This is a genomic window from Cupriavidus sp. SIMBA_020 (assembly GCF_046535395.1).
Lineage (GTDB): Bacteria > Pseudomonadota > Gammaproteobacteria > Burkholderiales > Burkholderiaceae > Cupriavidus > Cupriavidus campinensis.
Genome location: NZ_JAWRWU010000011.1, coordinates 163,904 through 183,779, shown reverse-complemented (window position 1 = coordinate 183,779; position 19,876 = coordinate 163,904). Strand labels below are relative to the sequence as shown.

Here is a 19,876-nt window from a genome sequence, read left to right as displayed (position 1 = left end):
TCCGCCACGCCCGCCAACAATAGCGGGCATGGATTCCTCCGCCAACCACCCGCTCCTGCAGCTCAGCCAGCTTGAAGAAAGCGCCATCGGCATGTTCTTCGAATCGCTGGCACCTATCCGTGGCTTCATGGACGCGCCGGATGTGGCCGAGGTGATGATCAACCGGTACGACAACGTGTGGGTCGAGCGCCGAGGCGTCATGACGCGGTTGGACGTGATGATCGAGCCGGCAAAACTCGAAGGCGCCATCCGCTCACTTGCGTCTTCCGTACAGAAATCGGCGGTTCGGGGCACGTCGCAAGGCATTATCAATGCCGGCCACAAAGGCCTGCGTATCGCCGCGGTCATGCAACCCACGGCCATCGGCGGCCATGCGCTTAGCATCCGGCGGCACCAGGAGAGAAACCTCTCCCTGAGTGATTACGTCAAGGCTGGAGCGTTCTCGGCCAAGCACGCGCGCCATGTGGACACCGATCGGCCCATCTTTGCAGGCCCGGTTGAAGACGAACTGTTGTTGGAAGCGCTGACGCAACTGGTGCGTCAGCGCAAGAACATTCTGGTCGCGGGCGGAACGTCATCGGGCAAGACCACGCTGCTCAACGCTCTGGTCGAGGTTATCCCTGACGACGAGCGCGTGCTCACGATCGAAGACACGATGGAACTCAAGCCGCGTGTACCGAACGTGGTCCGGCTGTTGTCGAACAACGACAAGGGTGTCAGCACCCAGCAGCTGGTAGCACTGTCCCTGCGCTTCAGACCGGACCGGATCCTCGTGGGCGAGGTTCGGGGCGGCGAAGCCTACGACATGCTCCAGGCATTCAATACCGGCCACGACGGCGGCATGGGCTCCCTTCATGCGCCCAATGCGCGCGCCGCCCTATCTCGCCTCGAAAGTATGGCCCTCCTCGGCATCCCCTCCGGCTCAGGCTGGAAGGTCGAAGACATGCGCAAGCTCGTCGCCGACTGCATTCACTACGTCATCCACATGAAGCGCACCGGTGAAATGCGGCACGTGTCCGAGATCCTCGAGGTGAAGGGCATCCGCGGCAACGACTACGTTGTCGAACGCGTTTTCTAACCACAAGGAGTCTCTCCGATGTTGCTTTCCTCCGCAGTTCGCGCAGCAGCGCCGCGCAAGAACGCGCGCCAAGCGCTCACCATGATTGGTTTGATGGCCTTCGCCGGCTCAGCGGCGGCTGCCGATATCGCTGCCTTCTCCCAGCTCGGCGATTTCATCTGCGGCATTGCCACGTTCATCAACACGAAATACCTGTTCGTGGCAGGCCTGATTCTGATCGTCCTTGGCGCCATCGGTATCGCCAACTCGGAATCGACGATCATGAAGTTCGTTTCTGTCATCTGTATCGGCGTGGGCCTGGCCGCCGCCGCGCCGTCGATCATGACCGTGCTCGGCGTCTCGAAAGCCTGTACCGGCTTCTGATATGCGCTCGCACCACGTCAGCATCGGGCTCTCCCGGCCACGCCAGATCGGCGGCGCGGTGCGGGGGCTGGCCATCGCCAACGGGACAATTGTTGCCCTGCTGGTCTATGTCACCTTCCGCAGCGGCTGGAAGATTCCCGTCGCCGTCGTGCTGATGGGCATGGCGTTCCATGCCCTGCTGCGCTGGCTTACGTCACGCGATCCCTGGTGGAACCAGATTCTCAGCATTTACAACACGTACGGTGACGTGTACGAATCGCGGCCGTGGCACGGCAAGCTCCATTCGCTCTTTCGCCGGCCTTATGGCTTTGACAGCGACCTTCCATGCTGAAAATTAATCGCCGCCCACTTTACGAAGTGGCGCCATGGCTTACCTCCATCACGCCAGAGCTGATCCTGAACAAGGACGGCTCGCTTCTCGCGAATTTCGAGTTTCAAGGCGTGGATGCGGACAGTCCCAACAGCGGAGACATCGAGTCGGCACGCAACCAGCTGGATCAGGCATGCAAGTCGTTCGACAATCGCATCACCGCCTGGTGGAAGCTGAGCCACCGGCGCACCCATGGCTATGTGGGCGGCGAGTTTGAACAGGAGGCCGATGCGCGGCTTGACGCACTCAACAAGGCGCACATCACCTCCGGCAAGTACTTTCGAAATTCGCATTCACTGGCCGTGGCTTACACGCCCGAGACAGGCGTCGCCAAATTTTTCGACAAGATCGGCCACCATATGACGGTTGGTGGAAGATCTGTCTACGCGTCGATCTTCGAAGCAACGAAGGACACGGTGTTTGCCCGCAGCGCCTTTGCGTTCGACATGGAGAAGCTCCAGGCCGACACCCGCCGCTTCGAGGCGATGCTCGATGCCTTCAGCGGCGGCGTGCCGCGGCTCAAGTTGAATCGCCTGATTATGCAGGACGCCTATGCAGCGCTGCATCAGTCCGCGAACCCGAGCGTACCGTCTCGGCGCATCCGCTATCCGGTGACGCTGCTGGACACCCACCTTACAGAGTCGGAAGTGACGGTAGGCGCTGAGCGGCTGCTGTTCGAATCCGCCCATGGCAAGCGCTACGCCGGAATCGTTTCCGTCAAGGAGTGGCTGGGCTTCCAGGAGGCGGCACTGGACGGTCTGATGCAGATCGACGCGGAGCTGGACGTCTGCATCATGTTCAGGTTTCTCGACACCGCCCGTGCTGCCGCGTACATCGAGAAGGTACGCCGCTTCTACAAGATGGCGGCGCTCAACGTCCGCGCAATCCTCAAGCAGTACTTCGGAAAAGAGGAAGCCGAAAACGATGAGGGGCGAGAAGAACTCGCCAGGGAAGCCGGCATCGCGCTCAAGCGCCTGACCGCCGACGGCACGCAGCACGGATTCGCCAACATCTCCATCATCGTCTACGGCGAGACGGAGGCAGTTTGCGAGGATGCCATCAGCGAGGTGGTCGGTGCGCTGACCAACGCGGGCTTCGGCGCGATTCGGGAGAAGGCCAATCTCATGCCGGCGTGGAATAGCACCCTGCCCGGGCGCTGGGACAAGCAACGCCGTCTTCAGTTTGTCGAGACGCCGGCCGTATCGGACATCGCTCCCGTCTGTTCGGTCATGCCGGGTCCGACGCGCAATAACTGGCTGTCCGAGAAGGCCGGGCGTGACGTACCTCCCCTGACCTGTCTGCCAACCCGCCACAAGACCGCGCAACGCGTGGATCTTCATCAGCCGGGCGGCAACGGCCACCTGCTCGTGATCGGTCCGATCGGTGCCGGCAAATCGGTGTTCCTTAACTTCCTCGTCTCGCAAGCCGGTCGGCACGGTGCGCGCCGAATCCGCTTCGACAAGGACAGGTCGACGCGCATTCCCACCCTGCTGAGCGGCGGTGCGTTCGTAGACGTCACCGGCAAGTTCCAGTCCGCCACGCATGCGAATCCACTCTCCCTGTTGGGCGATCCCTCGAATTTCACGTACGTAACCGAGTGGGTAACGCTTGCAATCGAAGATGAGGATTTCTCCCTGTCGCCACAACAGTCCCAGGACGTCTTCGAAGCAGTCAAGATCCTTTCTACGTACGGCCCGGAACACTGGACGCTGAGCAACCTGTCCACCCAATTGCGCGACGAACTGCGGGAGCGGTTGCAGATCTGGGTCAAAGGCGGTCAATACGGGCACTTCTTCGACCACGTCGAGGACGCATTTGCCGTCAGCGACAACCTGTCCATCGAGATGGGTGATCTGTTCGAGAAATATCCGCGCGCCGCAGCCCTGTTTGTGGACTACGCGTTCTATCGCATCAGCCAGTCCATGGACGGCTTGCGGTACACGATCATCGAAGTCGAAGAGGCTGGCTTCTTCTTCCAGCACCCCCGCTTCTACAAGCGGCTGGAAACGTGGATCACCACGATCCGGAAATTAAACGGCGCGATCTGGATGGCCACGCAATCTCTGCGTCAGGTCGAGCGCATCCCGGACTTCGAGATCCTCAAGGACAACGTCGGCAACCTCATCTATCTGCCCAACAGCCAGGCGAAGACCAGCAAGGATCTCTACAAGGACAAGTTCGGCCTCACCGACGATCAGATCGAGATGATCAACGACGCGGTGCCCAATCGGGACTACCTCTGGATCACCCGTTCTCAGACCCGGATGCTGCAGAGCACGTTCTCGGACGAGATGGTCGCAATGCTGCGTTCCGACGGCGTGGCCCAAGCCATCTTGGACCGCCACCACGCCTCCGGCGCCCCGAATTGGCAACAAACCTATGTGCGCGAAATGCTATCGCGCGCCTCCTAAGGAGCAGTCAAATGAAGAAGTGGTTTATCAAGGCCGGCGCCGCGGTTTCCTTCAGCCTGAGTTCCGTCGCACATGCCGGCGGGCTGCCGGTCATCGATGTGACTAACCTCATCCAGAACACCATGACGGCGCTCCAGTCCGTCAAGGACGAGGTGTATCAGAACACCAACATCGTGTACCAGTACAAGATGATGGCGAACCAGTTGCTCCAGGCCACCGGCCTCGATGCGACCCAACTCACCGAGCAGCTGAGCGCCTTGAGCGAGGAAATCAGCAGCTTCGAGAGTTATGGGAGTGTGCTCAAGGACTTGTACGGGGGAATCTCCGGAAACACCGACTATTTGAACCGCGTGCAAAGCCTGATTGTGTCGTCGGGGAAATCGCCGGGCCAATGGCTGGAAGATCAGGCCGCCCTCCTGACCAACGGCGACAAGACCGCGAAGAATCTCTTCAACCTCGGCATGTCGGTGTTCAAGAACACCGAGGCGCTGGCGAAGCGGCGCGAGAAGATCCAGAAGCAGATGAAGCTCACGCCGACGGCACAAGCCGCCGCGCAGACAACGAACCAGATGCTTGACGTTCTGGCCAGCCAAAACTCTGATCTGCTGCAACTGATGAGTGCAAGGGCACAATCGGATGCGGATAAGGACCAGAAGGCGGTTTCCGTCGAGGCCGAGACGATAGAAGCTGCGCGCAAGCTGCAAGCCGACCGGGAGACGCAGCGTCAGAAGATCTTCGACCTGAAATGACGTTCGCTACCTGGCGCGCGACGCTGCGCGTAACTCTCGCGTCAATCGCACTCCTATTGGGGATTCTTGCTTCGCCGTCCTTCGCTGAGGAGCCGGTCCGCGGCGACTCGGGCGCGCCGGCCGGGGGGAACACGGGAACGCAGCAACCGGCGAACTCGGCTTCTCAGCCCGGAGATCTGGGCGCGGGAATCAAAAAGGCGCTTGGCAAAATGAACGGCCTTCGCAGCGGCCTGATTAACGGCGCCACATCGTTAAGCAACCGCGTACGCAGCGAAGCGGACAAGGTTGCTTTCGGCCTTGGTACGATCGCGCTCGTACTTGCGGGCCTGCGCTGGGCGAGCACAAGTGACGCGGTGACGGCATGGACCGACTTTCTGGAGTCGATACTCTTCCTCGGCATCTTCTCGGCACTGTACGTGAGCTATACGAGCTTCGGTCCAGCGATCTTCGTCTGGTTCGACAAAATTGCCAGTGCCATTAACGGCGGGGTGGATGTCTATAACCTTCCCACGACACTCGCGGGTACTGCCGGAAAGTTCTACGACTCGATCGTCCGGATCTTGATCGCCGGCTTGTCCAATCCTCTACGGCTTGTCGATGCGGTCGTGGCCGCATTCACCTTCGGATTGGCATGCATCGCTGTACTTGCCGCCTCCATCATTTACTCCTGGTACGTCCTTGTTGGCCATCTGATGGTCGCTGTGGGCATTGTCGTGGGTCCTCTGGCCGTCGCTTTCGGCATGTTGGACTTGTCTCGAAAGTATTTCACTGCATGGCTCGATTACATGGTGACTGGCTCCATGTACATGGTAGTTGCGGCAATCATCTCGCAACTTGTTTCGTCCGCGTTGGAGAGCATCGTGACTGATGTCACGAACGTCGGTACCGACACAACGCTTGCAGCTTCCTACGCCCTCTCCATTGCTATCGTTTTGATCTTCATCGCCATGGAAATCCCGAAGATTGCGGGTTCGCTGTTCGGCACGGGTGGTGGGATCAGCGGCACCGGCGGCTTCAAAATGCTCGGGCGCGGGGCAATGAACCTCGGCAAAAAGATGGCGGGGAAATGACAATGAGCCACCTGTCCATCACTGTGCCGGAACTGATGAGCGGGCACGGCAAGCGCATCGACCTGATCCGGCAATACGCCAACGAGTCCGAACCTGCAGTCTTCAACACGAAGTGGCTGTCGGTGCTGGAGGCATGCGCACACTGGTTCGGTTCGATGCCGCTGCGTCCGAACGAGCACGCGGAGCCAGGCGGCGCTATGCGCGCAACGGTGGAGGACGCATATTTCGCAATGCGACTTTCGGGCGCGCAGAAGTTCGGTGCGGACCAGCCGTCCGAGCGACGCCGGCTGCTCGAGCCCCAGTATCTCTACGCATTGTTTCTCGCCGCCTGCTGTTCACGGCTGGACGAGCCTTGCCGGCATTTCCGCTTTCACCGTGACATCGATGGCGCGGAATGGATCCCGGCTGCTCACGGCGCGTTCGGGACATGGCTGGGTGCCGGGACGTACCAGGTCACGCGCCGCGAGGAGCTCACGCCCGTCGAGCGCATGAGGACCGCATTACTTGCAAGGGAAATTCTCGGCGCCGAACGACTCTCCTGTTTCGATCCGGTGGTGCTGTCCGATCTCTTCGGCGCTATCAATCCCGACCCGCGTCCGCCCGGCATCGAGACGCTGTTGCACAAGGTGGCTCGCCAGGCCATCGAAACCACGACAAGCTTCGAGGTGAAGGCACGCCGCGCGGCCTTCGCGCCGGATACCACGCCGGCGCCTACGGCAACCGCCCTCGCGGCCTCGGGCGACACGGTACCGACTGCCCCGAAACCGTCAGGCATTCAACCCCCAGCCCCCCCCGCACCCCATGGCGCCTCGCCCGCGGACGCCACCGGAGCTATGCCTGCGGCCGGAACCGCTCACATCGCACCATCAGACGAGCCGGGCGCTGCCGGCGCAGACAAGCCAGCAAGTGCCTCAGCCGCCCTCCCAGTGGGCGCCGTGCGTCCGGCAACGAGGGAGAAGAAGGAGGATCCGTTCGCGGAAGTGCTCGCCGGCACGTCGAATCTCATGCGCGACTTCTTCCGCGCACTTTCCCAAGACGTGGCAGCAGGCAAGGCCAAGGTGTCCTGGGTAGACAACAAGCTCGCACTCAGCAAACGGTTGATCGGCAACTACGGCATGGCGTCCGAGTCGCTCGTGGAAAACCTGCGCAAGTTCAACCTCCTATACAAAGTCGTCGGCCAAGAGATCCTGCTCGTGGACAAGGTCGCCGCCTTGATTGCTGAGCGGCCTACCGGCTCCGAAGGATCGTGATGCGTCACTACATCAATCACTTCCGCCCTATTTTTGAAGCCCGCGCCGTCGTTGGCTGGAGTCTTGCATTTATCCTGCTATTGGTCGGTGGCATGCCCGGCGCCCATTATTTCGCGTTTTTTTCTCTGGGAATGTTATTTTTCCGGAGCGCGCAGGTATGGACCGCCCTTAAATTCCGGATGGCGATTTCTACTAAATGGCTGAGCGTTATCAAAATCGGACAGCTATTAGCGGTTAGCGCCACGATGCGCAAGAAGCAGGACGCTATGTATCTCGGCCTCGGATACGAATGGACGCAGCGTCACTGCCAAATTGCGCATGATATTCTGCGAATGCCTTCCAGCGATATTCCTGGCTTGCCAAAATGGTTGCCGCAGCCTATCGTGGAACGTGTCGAGAAGGTTTTTGCGCCGGCAGACAGCCTCGCCGACATCATGCCCCAGGGCCGTTCCTGGATTCACGGCATGGAGCCAAAGAAGACTTGGGTGCCTTTCCACTATAAGGCAATGCCCGGCCACACGTCGGTCAGCGGCACCACGGGTTCAGGAAAAACTCGCACCTACGAGGTAATTTCGACTCAGGTAATCCATAGCCCAAACGATATTTTGATTATCATCGACCCGAAAAACGACGGCGATTGGGTTAAACGGGTACGGAAAGAATGCGAGCGCACTGGACGCAAATTTCTTTATTGGAAACAGGCTGCGCCATCCCAATCGATTCGCTTGAATCCTATTGAGAACTGGTCGCAGCCCTCAGAAATACCCAGCCGTATTGCTCAGCTCATGGAGGAAGGCCCGTTTCGCCAATTCGCCTTCCTGTTTATCGACCGTGCGGTAAAAGGCGAACTGTATGTAGGCGATAAGCCAAACCTGCGCTCGATTCTCCAGTACGCCCAGAACGGCATCAACAAGCTGCTCGACCGGGCTCTGCGCCGTTTCTTTCCCGAAGCGGGCATGGCGGACTGGGAGGAAGAAGCCAGCACCTATATGCAGAAGGCGGGCCAGCGTCCGGGAGGCACGCTCCTCGATGGCATGGTGCAGCTGTACATGGCCCGATTCGCCAACAAGGATCTTGGTCACGAGGCGATCGACGGCCTGGTGGCCACGTTCCACCATGACCGAGACCATTACGGCCGGATTATCGCCTCTGCCCTGCCCCTGTTGCAGATGCTCGCCACCGGCGAAACGGGGCTGATGCTCGCGCCCAAGGCCGACGACTTCAATGACGACCGGGAAATCTGGGACATCGACAAGGTCATCAAGCAAAAGGCCGTGCTGTACGTCGGAGCGGACTCGCTGTCGAACGCACTGGTCGCACAGGCCATCATGTCCATGCTGCTCGCCGATATCGCTTCGGTCGCCGGCGCCATCTACAACTTCTACGAGAAGCCGCCCGAAGTGGTCCTCATCATTGATGAGGTGGCCGAGGCGATCAACGAGCAGGTCATCCAGGTGCTCAACAAAGGCCGGGGCGCTGGCTTCAAAGCCTTCGTTGCCTTCCAGACTCGCTCTGATGTAACCGCGAAACTGGGAAACATCGCAAAAATGCACCAGGTTCTCGGCAATTTGAACAACCAGATCGTTTTACGCTTGGAAGACGTCGACACCGCGACTTGGTTCTCGGAAAAGGCGGGTACCACCGCCATCCAGAACATCGTGGTGTCCAGCAGCACAAGCACCGGCACTGAAGCCCACGTTGGCGAGTTCAGCGGCTCGGTGTCGCGATCGACCCAGCTTGAAAAGGCACCACTGATTCCACCAGAACTGATCATGCAGTTGCCGAATCTGCAGTATTTCCTGCGCATCTCTGGCGGGTCGGTCTACCAGGGTCGTGTCCCGATTATTCAAGGTTAATTGCCAATGCGCTCCCCTACTCTGTTCCGGCAGATCGTCAAGCACTACCGGATGTCGGCAAAGCTTACGCCGATCTTCACCCTGTCGCCGGATCTGGATGACGTTTGCACCCGCGTGGTCGATTACATCGGCGTCAACTTTCGCGTGCGCGATGAACCTCTTGTTGCAGAGATGCTCGGCGACGCCATTCAGGCCTGGCGCCTGGCGCGCAAGCACGGCGATGCCAACGTCGCTTTCATGAAGGGACTGTTCAGCAGAGCCCATGATCTTTACGTCAAGCGCTACGCCGCATTCAAAGGCGAGCGGTACAACGTCTGGTACCCCTACCACGAATCCATACCCGCATTCGAGCAACGTCAGCCGGCGGGCTATGTGTGCCAGATGGTCGACGAGCCCACGCCGGGCAATGTGTCTCAGCGCTGCGCCGCTTTCCAGCTCGCAGCACGAGTGCTTACGGGCTACAGCTTCACACGCTACTTCGAGGACTACGATGTCGCTGGCAACTTTGCACACTGACGCGGGCAAGCTGCTTGCAGCGACGCGCGGCTATCCGGCCCGGATCGCGATGCGAGCCGCGGAGCGCATCGTCGTTCATGTCTTCAAGACCGAGCCCGAGGTGGCCAAGGCGATGCAACGCTGGCACGCAGGCGGCGCCGACCGCGACTCCAGCGAACCGCAGAGCTTTATTGATGCCGGCCACGCACCAGCTTTCGCCTTGATCGACGTAGCGACCCGCAAGCCGTTGCTGCTCATTGGCGCGCTTGGCGCATTCGCGGCGCTACCGATACTGCTTCTCTCGAAATTCATCTGACACCATGGCCAGCCGCTTCGTCTCCCATGTCCGTCTCTGGCTGCTCGTCGCGCCGCTCATGATCTGCGCGACCGCTCCCTTTCTACCCAACAAAAGCGACTTCGAAGTGAGCGACGTAGAGCAGTCCTCAGTCGCCAAGACACTCGGCGAAGTGCGTGCCAACCGAGCAGTGGCCGCTGCCAACGAGCGATTCAACCGGTGGTTTATCGAAAGCGGCGCCGTGAAGGCATCGTTCTCGGGCTCCGACTCGGACACTATGCTGTCCGACGGCGGCGCCGCGACGTTTGGGCGCCATTGGATGCGCAATTTCTGGCTCACGATCTACCGCGCAATCTATCGCGCTTGCGTGGCCCAGTACTGGGCGTTTGGCGGCGCCGTGCTGCTCATTGCCCTTCTCAATGACGGCGCGGTTTCGCGGCGGATCCGTGCGGCATCGGCGGGATTCGCGAACCCAGTGACTTTCCACGTGGCCGCCCATGGGCTTCTTGTCTGCTTTGGATTCGGCGCCTCGGCCCTGTTGCTACCCCTGCCGGTCGAAGCCTACTGGTGGACCACTGGCGTTGCTGTCGTCGGCATCCTGAGTTGGCGCCTCGCTTCCGCCTTTCATGTGGGGCGCTAGGCCGCCCTACCCCCAATCAAGGTAATCACGGCCTTTGCAGGCCACTATTCGGAGAATGAAACATGACCACGACCGCTGAAATCGCCAACCCGGCCGACGGCTTGGCCGAGAGCCTGCTTACGGAAGACGCGGGCAGCACGACCAACGAAGCCGCTGACCTCACCGTCGCCGCACCGGAGGACGTCGAAACCGAACTGAGCCAGATGGCTGCTTCGGCCGATGCACTGCATAAGGAAGGTCTCATTACGTCCGCGGACGCCGAGCAGAAAAAGGCGGAAGTCGAGAGCACCCGCAAGCGCTTTCGCGAGCTGTCCCCTGAAGACCGCCAGGCCATCGTGCGCCGTCGCCGCGAACTCGGCATGCAGATCCTCAATCGCCAACTCGCCGGCGCGGCCGTCGTGGTGGTTGGCCTGAAAATCAACCACACGCGCTTGCGCCCCCTGTTCGAGCAATGGTGGCCCTATATGAACCGCATGTCGCTGAACCTCCAGCGGTTCGGCCAAACTACTTTCTCGCGCGCAGAACTGGCCACTGTCGATAAGTACCTGGAAGGTGAGATGGTCAAGCTCGAGGAGTACGTTGACGAGCAGCTCCGGGTGGCCACGGCCTACCGCGAGCAACGCGAGAAGGACATGCAGGAGAAGGGCGACTTCGTCTTCCGTCCGGAAATCGTCCGCCCTGCCATCGAGCTCGAAGTCCAGGCGTATTCCCGTTTCGCGGTACGCGCCCTGCAAGTGCTCATCAAGTTCGACAAGACGATGGACGAATTCGATTTCATGGTGTGGAACGGCATCCGCGATATGACCGACGTCAATGAAGAAGTGACGCGTTTCCTGCGCAAGTTCCAGCCGCTAGGCCTGCGCAGTTTCACCACCCACCTTAAGCTGATGGAGACCGTAAGGGGCGTCTAACAGGGCGCGCAAGTGGAACTTTCCGGCAGCTGGGTCCGGTGAAGGAATCTATCTGACAGTATGTTCCACTTGCTGCCTTCGGAGCTTCTACCTCATTCGTCCGCTTTCTCCTCACTGGGGGGAGCTAGTCACCCAATCTGACAGTCACTGTCACACCCTCCCGCGCATTCCCCAACGCACCGCAAGATCCGCCATGTCTCTCGCAGAGGTCCTCGAAAGGTTGAATCCATCTCAGCGTGAAGTTGTCGATCACGTCGGCCATTGCGTCGCAGTCGCAGTGCCGGGCGCGGGTAAGACGGCCACGATTGCTGCGAAAGCGGCTGTCCTACTCTCACAGCCGAACGTGACTGTCGGGGCTGTGACCTTCAGCAAGGACGCCGCTGTGGAGCTCCGCGATCGGATCCTCGCGCTTGCGGGGCCCGCTGCAAAAAGCCGGCTGCTTGCCGGCACATTTCATTCGTTGGCCTACAAGCAGCTCACTGCGTTGAAAGGAAGGCGTCCCGATATCGCCACTGACGGAGAACGGGCCGCGATCCTAAGTCAGGTGCTGCAGGATGCGGGTCTGGAATGGAAGCTGGAGGATGCAATCGCGTCAATTGAGCGCCTCAAGACCAGCTTCGATACACCATCGGCAGAAACTGTAGAGGGCCAACTCTTTGTTGCATACCAAGACGCACTTCAACGCAACGGGCGGGTCGATTTTCAAGACTTGATGCGGCACGCCGTTGAAGGGATGCAGCATGGCAACATAGAACCATACAACGTAGACGTGTTGTTGGTGGACGAGTATCAGGATGTGGATTCTCATCAAGCCTTGTGGACGGCGCTCCATGCGCGGGCCGGTGCGGCTACGACGCTTGTCTCTGATGACGACCAGGCCATCTATGGATTTAGATCCGCTCTGGGGCTAAGGGGCATGGAAGCCTTTGCAAAGGAGTTTCATGCACGCCAGGTCATCCTCGGCATTAACTACCGCTCGCATTCGGAAATCCTTTCTGTAGCGGACAAGGTCATTCGCAACAACCGCGAGAGAATCGTAAAAGACCTGGTATCCCATCGCGGTCCTGGAGGCACAGTCGCCTTTGTCCGCCACGACGATGAGTACAAGGAGGCCGTCGCTGCGATGGAGGCGATGGCCACTGCGATACGCGCCGGAAAGACGGCGGCTATCCTTGCTCGCACCAATCGGATACTCGACCCCGTCGAGGCCGTGTGCCGCTCGCATGGTGTGAAATACCACCGGGCAGCCGGACGTTCAATTCTTGATCGTCCCGAGTCGGCCCTGATGGGAAACTTGCTCGAACTCATCCAAAAATCGCGGGCCGGCGGTCTGGACGCACTACTCGGCTACTCCGGTGTCGGTGCTGCGGATCTTCAGATTCTGCACCGGAAGACAGCTTCTTCGAAGGAATCCGATCGCCTCAAGCGAAAGGATCTCATCGCTGCGGGTCTTGGTGAAGACGCAGCGGACAAGCACCTAGAGCTCATGAAGAAGCTGGCCGAATGGCAGCCTCTGTGCGAGCGCGGGTTCCACGCGCTCGTGCTTGATGGGGTTCTCGAATGGATGTTGAAGTGGGCGAAGACCGATCAGGCGAAGCGTGCTATCACAACCACTTACGATGTCGTGTCCAGGTTGAGCGGCCCTTTCGCCGATCGTCTCGAGTTCTTGCGCCGAAAGAACAACGAAGCCGCGGACGACGCCATTGTTCTGACCACATTTCATTCGAGCAAAGGCTTGGAATGGGACCACACCGCTCTCATTCGGCTTGAGGAGACCGTCATACCAGACGATGGTAGCCCAGAGGCCGAGGAACGCAGGCTGTTCTACGTAGGGCTTACTCGCGCGCGTCGCTCCATGGTCCTATCTACCGCAAAAAAGAACCCCACTTCGCGCTTCGTGATCGAATCCGGCATTGCATGACTCAAGTCGTTGTGTACCAGGAGTCCCGTTGTATCTAAGGCCACACCAGGGAGCGCCAGACGCGCGGACTTTTACGTCGGACGGATAGTTCCGCTCAGCGTGCTCTGTCGCGCGGTTGCGCCGGGGGCGAAGCGAGAGATCAAAGCTTCGACAATTTCTAGCGTACCGTGTGGTGCGAGCGGGCCGATAGTGATCTCAGCTGCTGTGAGTGCCTGGGCGTCGAGTTGAAGATCGATATGAGTCCGATCGGGCGTCGCGGTGAGCAGATTCACGCCAGATTGACCCCACTTGCGCCGGGCCTCGAGATACGAAGCCACGTCTCCCTTGAACGGGGTGGGCGGACCTGGCTCTACCCTTAGGACGTATCGAAATTCTTCTTGGAAAGACCATACGTCGGATTTGAAGAAGGCGATTTCGTTGCCATCGCCAAAGAACGTAAGGCTGTCTTCGTCTTCCTTATACAGTCCGCTAATCGCTGTGGCAACGTCGCGCACATAGCGGACCGGCCGCCCAAACGTCTCCTTCATTTCCGGCGTTGGGCAGAGCATTACGCCGGAGTCGAGCATCTCTTCTAGAGAGAAAGGCGCATCGAGTGCAACGACCTTGAATTTCTCGTGCCACTCAAAATTGTGGTGATGCCATACAAAGGGATCGCGCGGCAACGACACGCGGACGCCTTTCATCGCGTCGCCGTACATGGCCCACTGAGGGATACTCTCCCCGCTTGTCGCTGACCAGCAGCTCGCGAACATGCGTGTTCCGGCTGGGTACGTGCCGATACTCCGTCCTTCGGTGGCGTCATCGAACCGATCCAACCGCGTGAATCGTAGCGTCTTGTGTCTAAGGATCAGCGCCAGAGTGGCTACGGACGTGTAGTGGTGAAGCATGACGGTAACGAGCGCAAAAAAAGCGGCTATCGTGATTTGAAAAATCCGCCTTCCTCAGGCGTTACGCGGCAATCTGTTTGGTTCGGCTTCTCGTTACGTACACGAGATCATTCTTGAGTTCGAACGCATCGATGATGCCGCATTCCTTAAGCCTGTTCAGCGCAGCCTTCAGCCTCATTCGAAAGCCTGCGAGAGACTTCTCCTTCGTGCCGCTGAGTTCCTTGTACTTTTCTACTGACAAAGGAATGGGTTCTCGGTGCGTGGACAGGAAGCTATGAAGCCACAGTGCCAAGGGAGAACGCTGACCGATCTTCTTGCGATCAGCCCACTCCATCAGAGTGAACGAGTCTTGAGTAAAAAGCCCCGCGATCTTCGGCTCCAGCCAGATCTTCCATTTGCTCAACGATTTGCCGTTCGAATCTCGCCATTCGAAGGAGCGCACAAGCGACCCCGCGTAGCCGGCCTTCCCCCCGTCAGCCAGGACCTTGACCTGGTTCGCGGAAAGACGATCGAAGCATTCCTGAAGATGTTTGTATTCCTGGCCGTTGATCGTCCACCCTACTTCCTTCAGAAAGGAATATGCGGTGAACTCGACAGGGTCATCCTTGGATAGTGGGCGTTGTCTAGCCAAATGGAAGATTGTCAGCAGGACACTCATATCATCTTGCCGCAGCTCTTCGCCCTTGTAGACGATGTCAATATTCGCAAGCGTGGTGACTTTCGTGCCCTTGTAATATTCCCGGTTATTGTCCTTCGTGGCTGTGAACAACGCGCCACGAGCGAGCGGATTGGGAAGGGCACGCTTATCTTCATGCCAGAACGGCAATTCGAGAGGGATAGGCGTGTTGATGAAGCCTCTCGCTTTGCGGGTCGCCGCGCTAGCGAGGAGCTTCTCTGTGGCGCTCACGAGATCTTGGGACTTGGAAGTGCGCTTGCCAGTTCCGGCGACGCGCGTGCCCCGCCCCCCTCGAGCCGATTCGCTCGGCGGATCGGCAACAAGCTCGAATTCTTCCCCAGGTTGTGGACCTGTATCCATATCCTCTCCCTCGACTGCGTGCATTATGGGGGGGTGTATACCTGTGTCAAGCCGCCACTATTGGTTGTTCAGCGATGATGCTTGGTAGTTCGGCTATGGTTTTTAAATTTTCAACAAGGAGGGCTTCGCTGCGGCGACAAGCTCTACGTTCCTGCTGCCCTTCTTGATTATTGGTTTACGATTTAAACCTTGATTAGGGATGACGAATAGTTGTTTAAAATCAATGGTTTAAGTCTGTGGACAAGTGGTGAACTATCAATAGCTGTGTGCGTATACTGCTATTAGTCGTTCGGCTATGTGACTAGTAGTGAATCGGCGATTGACTATTGATAGTTCGCCGATCTACCAATACCGGAGGGGTAAAGCGTCAATTTGTCCACACCATGGCGTGCTCACGTCGTTTCGGGGCCGATTGTCGAGGACAGACCGCGATATATGAGAGTGGGAAGCGAGGGTGAACGTAAGTGGTTACTTTCGCTACAACCATTGACAGAGAACGATTTTAAGCCGATCACTGTGTTTCCCATTGCTCAACTGTCAAAACACGGCAGAAAACAGTGAGCTTTTCGACTTCCGAAGCGATACAGCAGAGATCAGCGGTGCTTAATGTGATGCAATAAGCATATTGAGGCTGGCGGCGCACGTCGCACTATTGGTAATTCGGCGATGGAGATGCTCAGGCTGATGGTTCGCCGATCCCGCCCCTTCTGATGCTTGATAGTTCGGCAACGAGTGGCGTGGCATTTGATAGTTCGGCTATGCCCGCCTATGCGAAGCTATTGATAGTTCGCCGATGACCTGGGCCACCGCCCTGCTCCAATGAGTAAAAGGCATGCCGGGTCGCCTTGGTAGCGACCTGGTAGCTATCAGCCGCGCTTGTACTTCTCTTCAAGGATATGAACCGCACGCTCAAGCAGTGCACCGGCCGGCAGGTTGAGGTCATCTGCCAACGCATTGAACCGCGCCACGGTCTCTGCTGTGGCTTTGATGTTTAGTTGCTGGTTGCGGCCTGTCGTGAACCGACGCTGCCGGCGGGGCGACGCAGCAGCTTCGACTTTTTTAGCGTCGCGGCTAACGAATCCGTTGTCCTTTGCAACTTGGGCAATGGTCTCGGGAGCGACGCGCAGCTTCTCCTCGGTCGTCCGAGGACTAAAGTCAGCGAAGTCTGCCAGGTCGAGGGGATTGGCTCTGCTCATTCTGTCACCTCACTCTGCGCCACGTATTTCTGTTGTTTCAGCATTTGAAGGACTTCCGCCGCGAAAGCCTCCGCGTTTTCTACTGCCTTGTCGACGTTCGAAACCTCCGACCTATTCAGGCCGTTCAGAGTTTGACGAAACGAGAACATGGCCTTGAATGCTGCCCGTTCATTCAGCTCAACCTTGAACACCGGAATGTTGGCTTCGGCGAACGTCTTGCGGATGTGAGACGTGTCGCGGCTTTGGATCGCCACGGAAGTGCGCGTGAACAAGACTGCATACGGCAGGCGATAGTCCGGCTTGTGCTTTTGAATCCCGCGTTCATGGGCTCTAATCAGCCTAAATGCCCTGCCCGCCTGTTCGGCATCCAGCTGAGAACCTTGGGTCGGCACCACGACAAAATCGGCCTCGCTAATGGCGTGTGCGACGATAGTTGCCGCCGTTCCCTCCAAATCGATGAAGACGAAGGTGGATTGTTTCGCGGCCTCGTCGATCCGGTCGGCAATGTCTTCTTCAGTGACGTCCGAAATGATCGTCATCGTTGGCGGAGCAGCGCCATCCTTGGCCCAAGTTTGCACGGGATGGTTTGGATCGGCGTCGATAACGGTGACGCTCGCTCCCTTCTCCGCTACGGTAGTAGCCAGTGCCAGGCAACTGGTGGTCTTCCCAGCGCCACCCTTCGGAGAGACAAACGCAATTACCGGCATAAACGCTCCTAGTTGATAGCTGGTAGCTACCGGATAGATGTTAGCTTCTTAGTACCATTGCGGTATCCTGCACGCGGAGTATAGCTGATAGCTACCACAGTAGCCAAAGGAAATCGGATAGCTAACGGGTAACATGCCGCTATCCGTTATAATATCTAATCAGTATCGGAGAGGTAGCGTGAAGGTATCTAAAAGATAGCTTTAAGGTAGCAGAAGCAATAGTGAAGTCCCAGATTTCACGGTCGTCGAAGTTAGCTTGAGGATACCAACTAGCTATCTTTCAGGTCCCTGAGTGCTTTCTTTTCGGATAACTTTCAAATCGCGAGTAACGTGCTTACCTGGTAGCTGCCAGGTATCATCGGAACTCGTGGCATAGTTGAACCGCCCGGTTAGAGGCCGCGGTGCAGTGCCATCTCAAAGCACCCCTAGGCCCAGGCTTTTTAAGTTTTCAGCTAGCTACCAGCTAGCTGAGGGACGTACGCAAGCTGGTAGCTTTCAGCTACCAGCAACAAGCATCAATAAGCGCGAGACCTCTCTCTCGCTGCCCCACCAAGCTGGTAGCTACTAGGTTCCTTGTTAGCTACCAGCTTTCTCCTTCGGGGCCGTGGGTCGTCACCCGAAAGGGCTAAGCAGATCGGTCGGTGTATTAGCGATTCGGATATCTGAAAGCTACCAGATACCCGCATGAGGCAGAGGATGCTCCAGCCTGTTCGCCACCTGGACAGCAGCGCCCACGAACGGAACCACGGATCTCTACCAACCAAGAGATATCGGCTAGCTATCGGCTATCTAAACTGGCGGCTTGGGAAGCATAATGCGCGCGCTGTTTATATACTGAACCTTAGCGAGATGGCGACCCGTGCCTTCGTCATGCGCTTTGAGCGCCGCATACGCTGTCGCGCCAAAGCTTGTAAGAAGAGGGGGTTGCGTTCATGAAGTTCATGAACTAGGATGGGGTCATGGAAACGAAAACTCTGTCTCTCAAACGTCGCATGACGTATAAGTCGCTCGAGACGCAAGATCCCGAGGCGGCACGGCGCGTAGTAGCCGACCAGCTCCTTGAGCGAGTCATACAACTTGCTCGTGACGAGACGCAGATTCAGCCGTCCACCGTTGCCTTTCTTGACAGCTTGATTTTAGGCGCTGCAGAAGCGCTCAAAGGGCCGGGCGCGATGGCTCGCGATGCATCGATGATCGCAGGTGATCCGCTCCAGGCAGCTCGTGATCGGGGCCGGCACCAGGCGCTGGCCGAATTGCAGCGCCCGGAAAACCTTTCCCTGCGCGACGCCGCCGCATATGCCGGGCGGTCGGACCGCGCCATCAACGAGGCGCGCCTGCAAGGGCAGTTGTACGCCCTGGTCCCGCCGGGCAAGCAGCGCGGCCTGCGCTACCCGCAATGGCAGCTCGATGCCGAAGCGGCGCGGCTCGCCGCCGTGCTGGCACCGTTCATCGAGGCGGGCGCCAGTTGCTGGGTCGTGCATAACTTCATGCAGCGGCCCCTGCACGTACTCGGTGATGCGCGGCCGATGGACTGGATCCTTGATGCGTCCAAGCCCGTCGAGCCCGTGGTCCAGGCGGTGAAGGACCGGTATGCCGGCGAGCAGGGAGCGGCTTGATGCAGCTTCAGACTGCGGAGGTTCTGGGCTGCCCGCTGCCGCCCGAGGATCTGGCCGTCCGTATCATGCCGGTGCGCCAACTCGACCTGGCCGTGACACCGTTGTGGCGCATCCATCGTTCCATCTATGGGCCAATCCACTACAACCGCCGCTCGACAGGCGGCAATCCGTACCGCTTCGACGCGCCGAATGACGAGTTCGGCGTCCTCTACGCGTCGCCTAGCTTTGCGGGGTGCATGGCGGAGGCTGTCCTGCGTGACCGGTTCCAGGGGCACTCACTGCCGTTGCTGCTGGACGAAGAGGAACTGACGCAACGCAGCATCAGCGACCTGGGCACGACGCTGAACCGGCCCCTCCAGTTGGCAGACCTGACCCAGCCGCATTTCCATCTCGGCATGGACAACCGCGTCCTGTCGACAGCTGACTATCGGGGGCCGAACCTGTGGAGCCGGGCCATCCATGACGCGTTCCCGGACCTCGATGGCATCTATTTCACCTCGCGCTTTGCCAACGAGCCGAGCGTTGCCATCTTCGACCGGGCGCCGATGAAGGCACGCGGCGGGCCAGTGCCGCTGGGTCGGTTCTACCTGCTGCCCGGCTTCCTGGACACGTACAACATCGGCATTGCGCCGCCCGCCGACCCTTGGCAGGAATAAGGCCCCTCCCGAGAAGAGGGGCCGTTGCTGCCTGGTTAGGCGTCCCACAGGCTGGCCAGTGTCGCCAGGCTGGCCACCCCGCCGGCGAGGCAGAACCTGAGGAGGGCGGTTACGCCGTCGGCATCCGGCAGGAGCAAGGTCACAGCGGCGACTCCGACGGTCGCCGCGCAGCTGGGTACGGTCGGCGACCATTCGCGCCGGCAGGCACTCCGGACGGTGACGAACGGCAGAAGCCAGTTCACGAGAAGAACGCCCAGGCAGAGTTGGAGGGCAGGGGGAGGGGAAAACAGCGTTTCGATAACCATGGCGGTCCTTGTGATAACCGCCGCGACCAATTCGCGGCGTCAGGACCGATAGCCAGAATGGTTT

General features: G+C 59.0%; 20 protein-coding genes. 15 read left to right on the top strand and 5 right to left on the bottom strand.

Translation table 11 applies throughout. The annotated features are described in order from the left end of the window. Window positions 1-28 precede the first annotated feature (28 nt). The 13 genes from SB751_RS20805 to SB751_RS20745 all read left to right on the top strand — a co-directional run bounded on the left by SB751_RS20805 (window position 29) and on the right by SB751_RS20745 (window position 13,409). Window positions 29-1,078: a CpaF family protein gene (locus SB751_RS20805; protein WP_410748488.1), complete on the top strand. Its 1,050-nt coding sequence runs from the start codon at window positions 29-31 to the stop codon at window positions 1,076-1,078. Between the two features lie 18 nt (window positions 1,079-1,096). Further along, on the top strand, window positions 1,097-1,441 hold the full coding sequence (locus SB751_RS20800) for a prepilin (RefSeq protein ID WP_410748487.1): 345 nt from the start codon (window positions 1,097-1,099) through the stop codon (window positions 1,439-1,441). 1 nt (window position 1,442) lies between these two features. Then, window positions 1,443-1,772, top strand: coding sequence for a conjugal transfer protein (locus SB751_RS20795; protein WP_410748486.1), 330 nt, complete (start codon window positions 1,443-1,445; stop codon window positions 1,770-1,772). Then, entirely contained in the window at window positions 1,766-4,222 is a 2,457-nt protein-coding gene (locus tag SB751_RS20790; RefSeq protein ID WP_410748485.1) for a VirB4 family type IV secretion system protein, read from the top strand. Before SB751_RS20795 ends, SB751_RS20790 begins: the two co-directional genes overlap by 7 nt. 11 nt (window positions 4,223-4,233) lie before the next feature. Further along, the gene (locus SB751_RS20785) at window positions 4,234-4,971 is read left to right on the top strand and encodes a conjugal transfer protein TrbJ (protein ID WP_410748484.1); all 738 of its coding nucleotides are present in this window, start codon (window positions 4,234-4,236) and stop codon (window positions 4,969-4,971) included. Continuing rightward, a complete protein-coding gene (locus SB751_RS20780; RefSeq protein WP_410748483.1) occupies window positions 4,968-6,041 on the top strand; it encodes a type IV secretion system protein in 1,074 nt (357 codons plus the stop codon). Before SB751_RS20785 ends, SB751_RS20780 begins: the two co-directional genes overlap by 4 nt. 2 nt (window positions 6,042-6,043) lie before the next feature. Continuing rightward, entirely contained in the window at window positions 6,044-7,291 is a 1,248-nt protein-coding gene (locus SB751_RS20775; RefSeq protein ID WP_410748482.1) for a TraI domain-containing protein, read from the top strand. After that, entirely contained in the window at window positions 7,291-9,147 is a 1,857-nt protein-coding gene (traD, locus tag SB751_RS20770) for a conjugative transfer system coupling protein TraD (protein WP_410748481.1), read from the top strand. The genes SB751_RS20775 and traD overlap by 1 nt, the downstream gene beginning before the upstream one ends. 6 nt (window positions 9,148-9,153) lie before the next feature. Next, window positions 9,154-9,663 carry a hypothetical protein gene (locus SB751_RS20765; RefSeq protein ID WP_410748480.1) on the top strand — a complete coding sequence of 170 codons (510 nt, stop codon included), beginning with the start codon at window positions 9,154-9,156 and terminating at the stop codon, window positions 9,661-9,663. Then, complete coding sequence (locus tag SB751_RS20760) at window positions 9,638-9,958, top strand: hypothetical protein (RefSeq protein ID WP_410748479.1); 321 nt, start codon at window positions 9,638-9,640, stop codon at window positions 9,956-9,958. Before SB751_RS20765 ends, SB751_RS20760 begins: the two co-directional genes overlap by 26 nt. Before the next feature lie 4 nt (window positions 9,959-9,962). Continuing rightward, window positions 9,963-10,577 carry a DUF4400 domain-containing protein gene (locus tag SB751_RS20755; protein ID WP_410748478.1) on the top strand — a complete coding sequence of 205 codons (615 nt, stop codon included), beginning with the start codon at window positions 9,963-9,965 and terminating at the stop codon, window positions 10,575-10,577. Window positions 10,578-10,639: 62 nt separating this feature from the next. Continuing rightward, entirely contained in the window at window positions 10,640-11,488 is an 849-nt protein-coding gene (locus SB751_RS20750) for an ATPase (RefSeq protein ID WP_410748477.1), read from the top strand. A 193-nt stretch (window positions 11,489-11,681) separates the two neighbouring features. Beyond that, on the top strand, window positions 11,682-13,409 hold the full coding sequence (locus SB751_RS20745; RefSeq protein ID WP_410748476.1) for an ATP-dependent helicase: 1,728 nt from the start codon (window positions 11,682-11,684) through the stop codon (window positions 13,407-13,409). A gap of 71 nt (window positions 13,410-13,480) precedes the next feature. On the opposite strand, the gene SB751_RS20740 is transcribed toward SB751_RS20745, so the two are convergent. The 4 genes from SB751_RS20740 to SB751_RS20725 all read right to left on the bottom strand — a co-directional run bounded on the left by SB751_RS20740 (window position 13,481) and on the right by SB751_RS20725 (window position 17,235). Next, window positions 13,481-14,107 (bottom strand): hypothetical protein, encoded by a 627-nt coding sequence (locus tag SB751_RS20740; RefSeq protein ID WP_410748475.1) that lies wholly within the window; start codon window positions 14,105-14,107, stop codon window positions 13,481-13,483. Between the two features lie 250 nt (window positions 14,108-14,357). Next, window positions 14,358-15,332 carry a plasmid replication initiator TrfA gene (gene trfA, locus SB751_RS20735; RefSeq protein WP_410748474.1) on the bottom strand — a complete coding sequence of 325 codons (975 nt, stop codon included), beginning with the start codon at window positions 15,330-15,332 and terminating at the stop codon, window positions 14,358-14,360. Between the two features lie 866 nt (window positions 15,333-16,198). Beyond that, entirely contained in the window at window positions 16,199-16,528 is a 330-nt protein-coding gene (locus SB751_RS20730) for a hypothetical protein (RefSeq protein WP_410748473.1), read from the bottom strand. Beyond that, a complete protein-coding gene (locus SB751_RS20725) occupies window positions 16,525-17,235 on the bottom strand; it encodes an AAA family ATPase (protein WP_410748472.1) in 711 nt (236 codons plus the stop codon). The genes SB751_RS20730 and SB751_RS20725 overlap by 4 nt, the downstream gene beginning before the upstream one ends. A 959-nt stretch (window positions 17,236-18,194) precedes the next feature. Here SB751_RS20725 and SB751_RS20720 point away from each other — a divergent pair. Together SB751_RS20720 and SB751_RS20715 are read left to right on the top strand one after the other, a co-directional pair. Next, window positions 18,195-18,851, top strand: coding sequence for a hypothetical protein (locus tag SB751_RS20720; RefSeq protein WP_410748471.1), 657 nt, complete (start codon window positions 18,195-18,197; stop codon window positions 18,849-18,851). Beyond that, a complete protein-coding gene (locus SB751_RS20715) occupies window positions 18,851-19,507 on the top strand; it encodes an RES family NAD+ phosphorylase (protein WP_410748511.1) in 657 nt (218 codons plus the stop codon). Before SB751_RS20720 ends, SB751_RS20715 begins: the two co-directional genes overlap by 1 nt. Before the next feature lie 35 nt (window positions 19,508-19,542). Here SB751_RS20715 and SB751_RS20710 read toward each other — a convergent pair whose 3' ends face one another. Next, window positions 19,543-19,812: a hypothetical protein gene (locus SB751_RS20710; protein ID WP_410748470.1), complete on the bottom strand. Its 270-nt coding sequence runs from the start codon at window positions 19,810-19,812 to the stop codon at window positions 19,543-19,545. Between the last annotated feature and the right edge of the window lie 64 nt (window positions 19,813-19,876).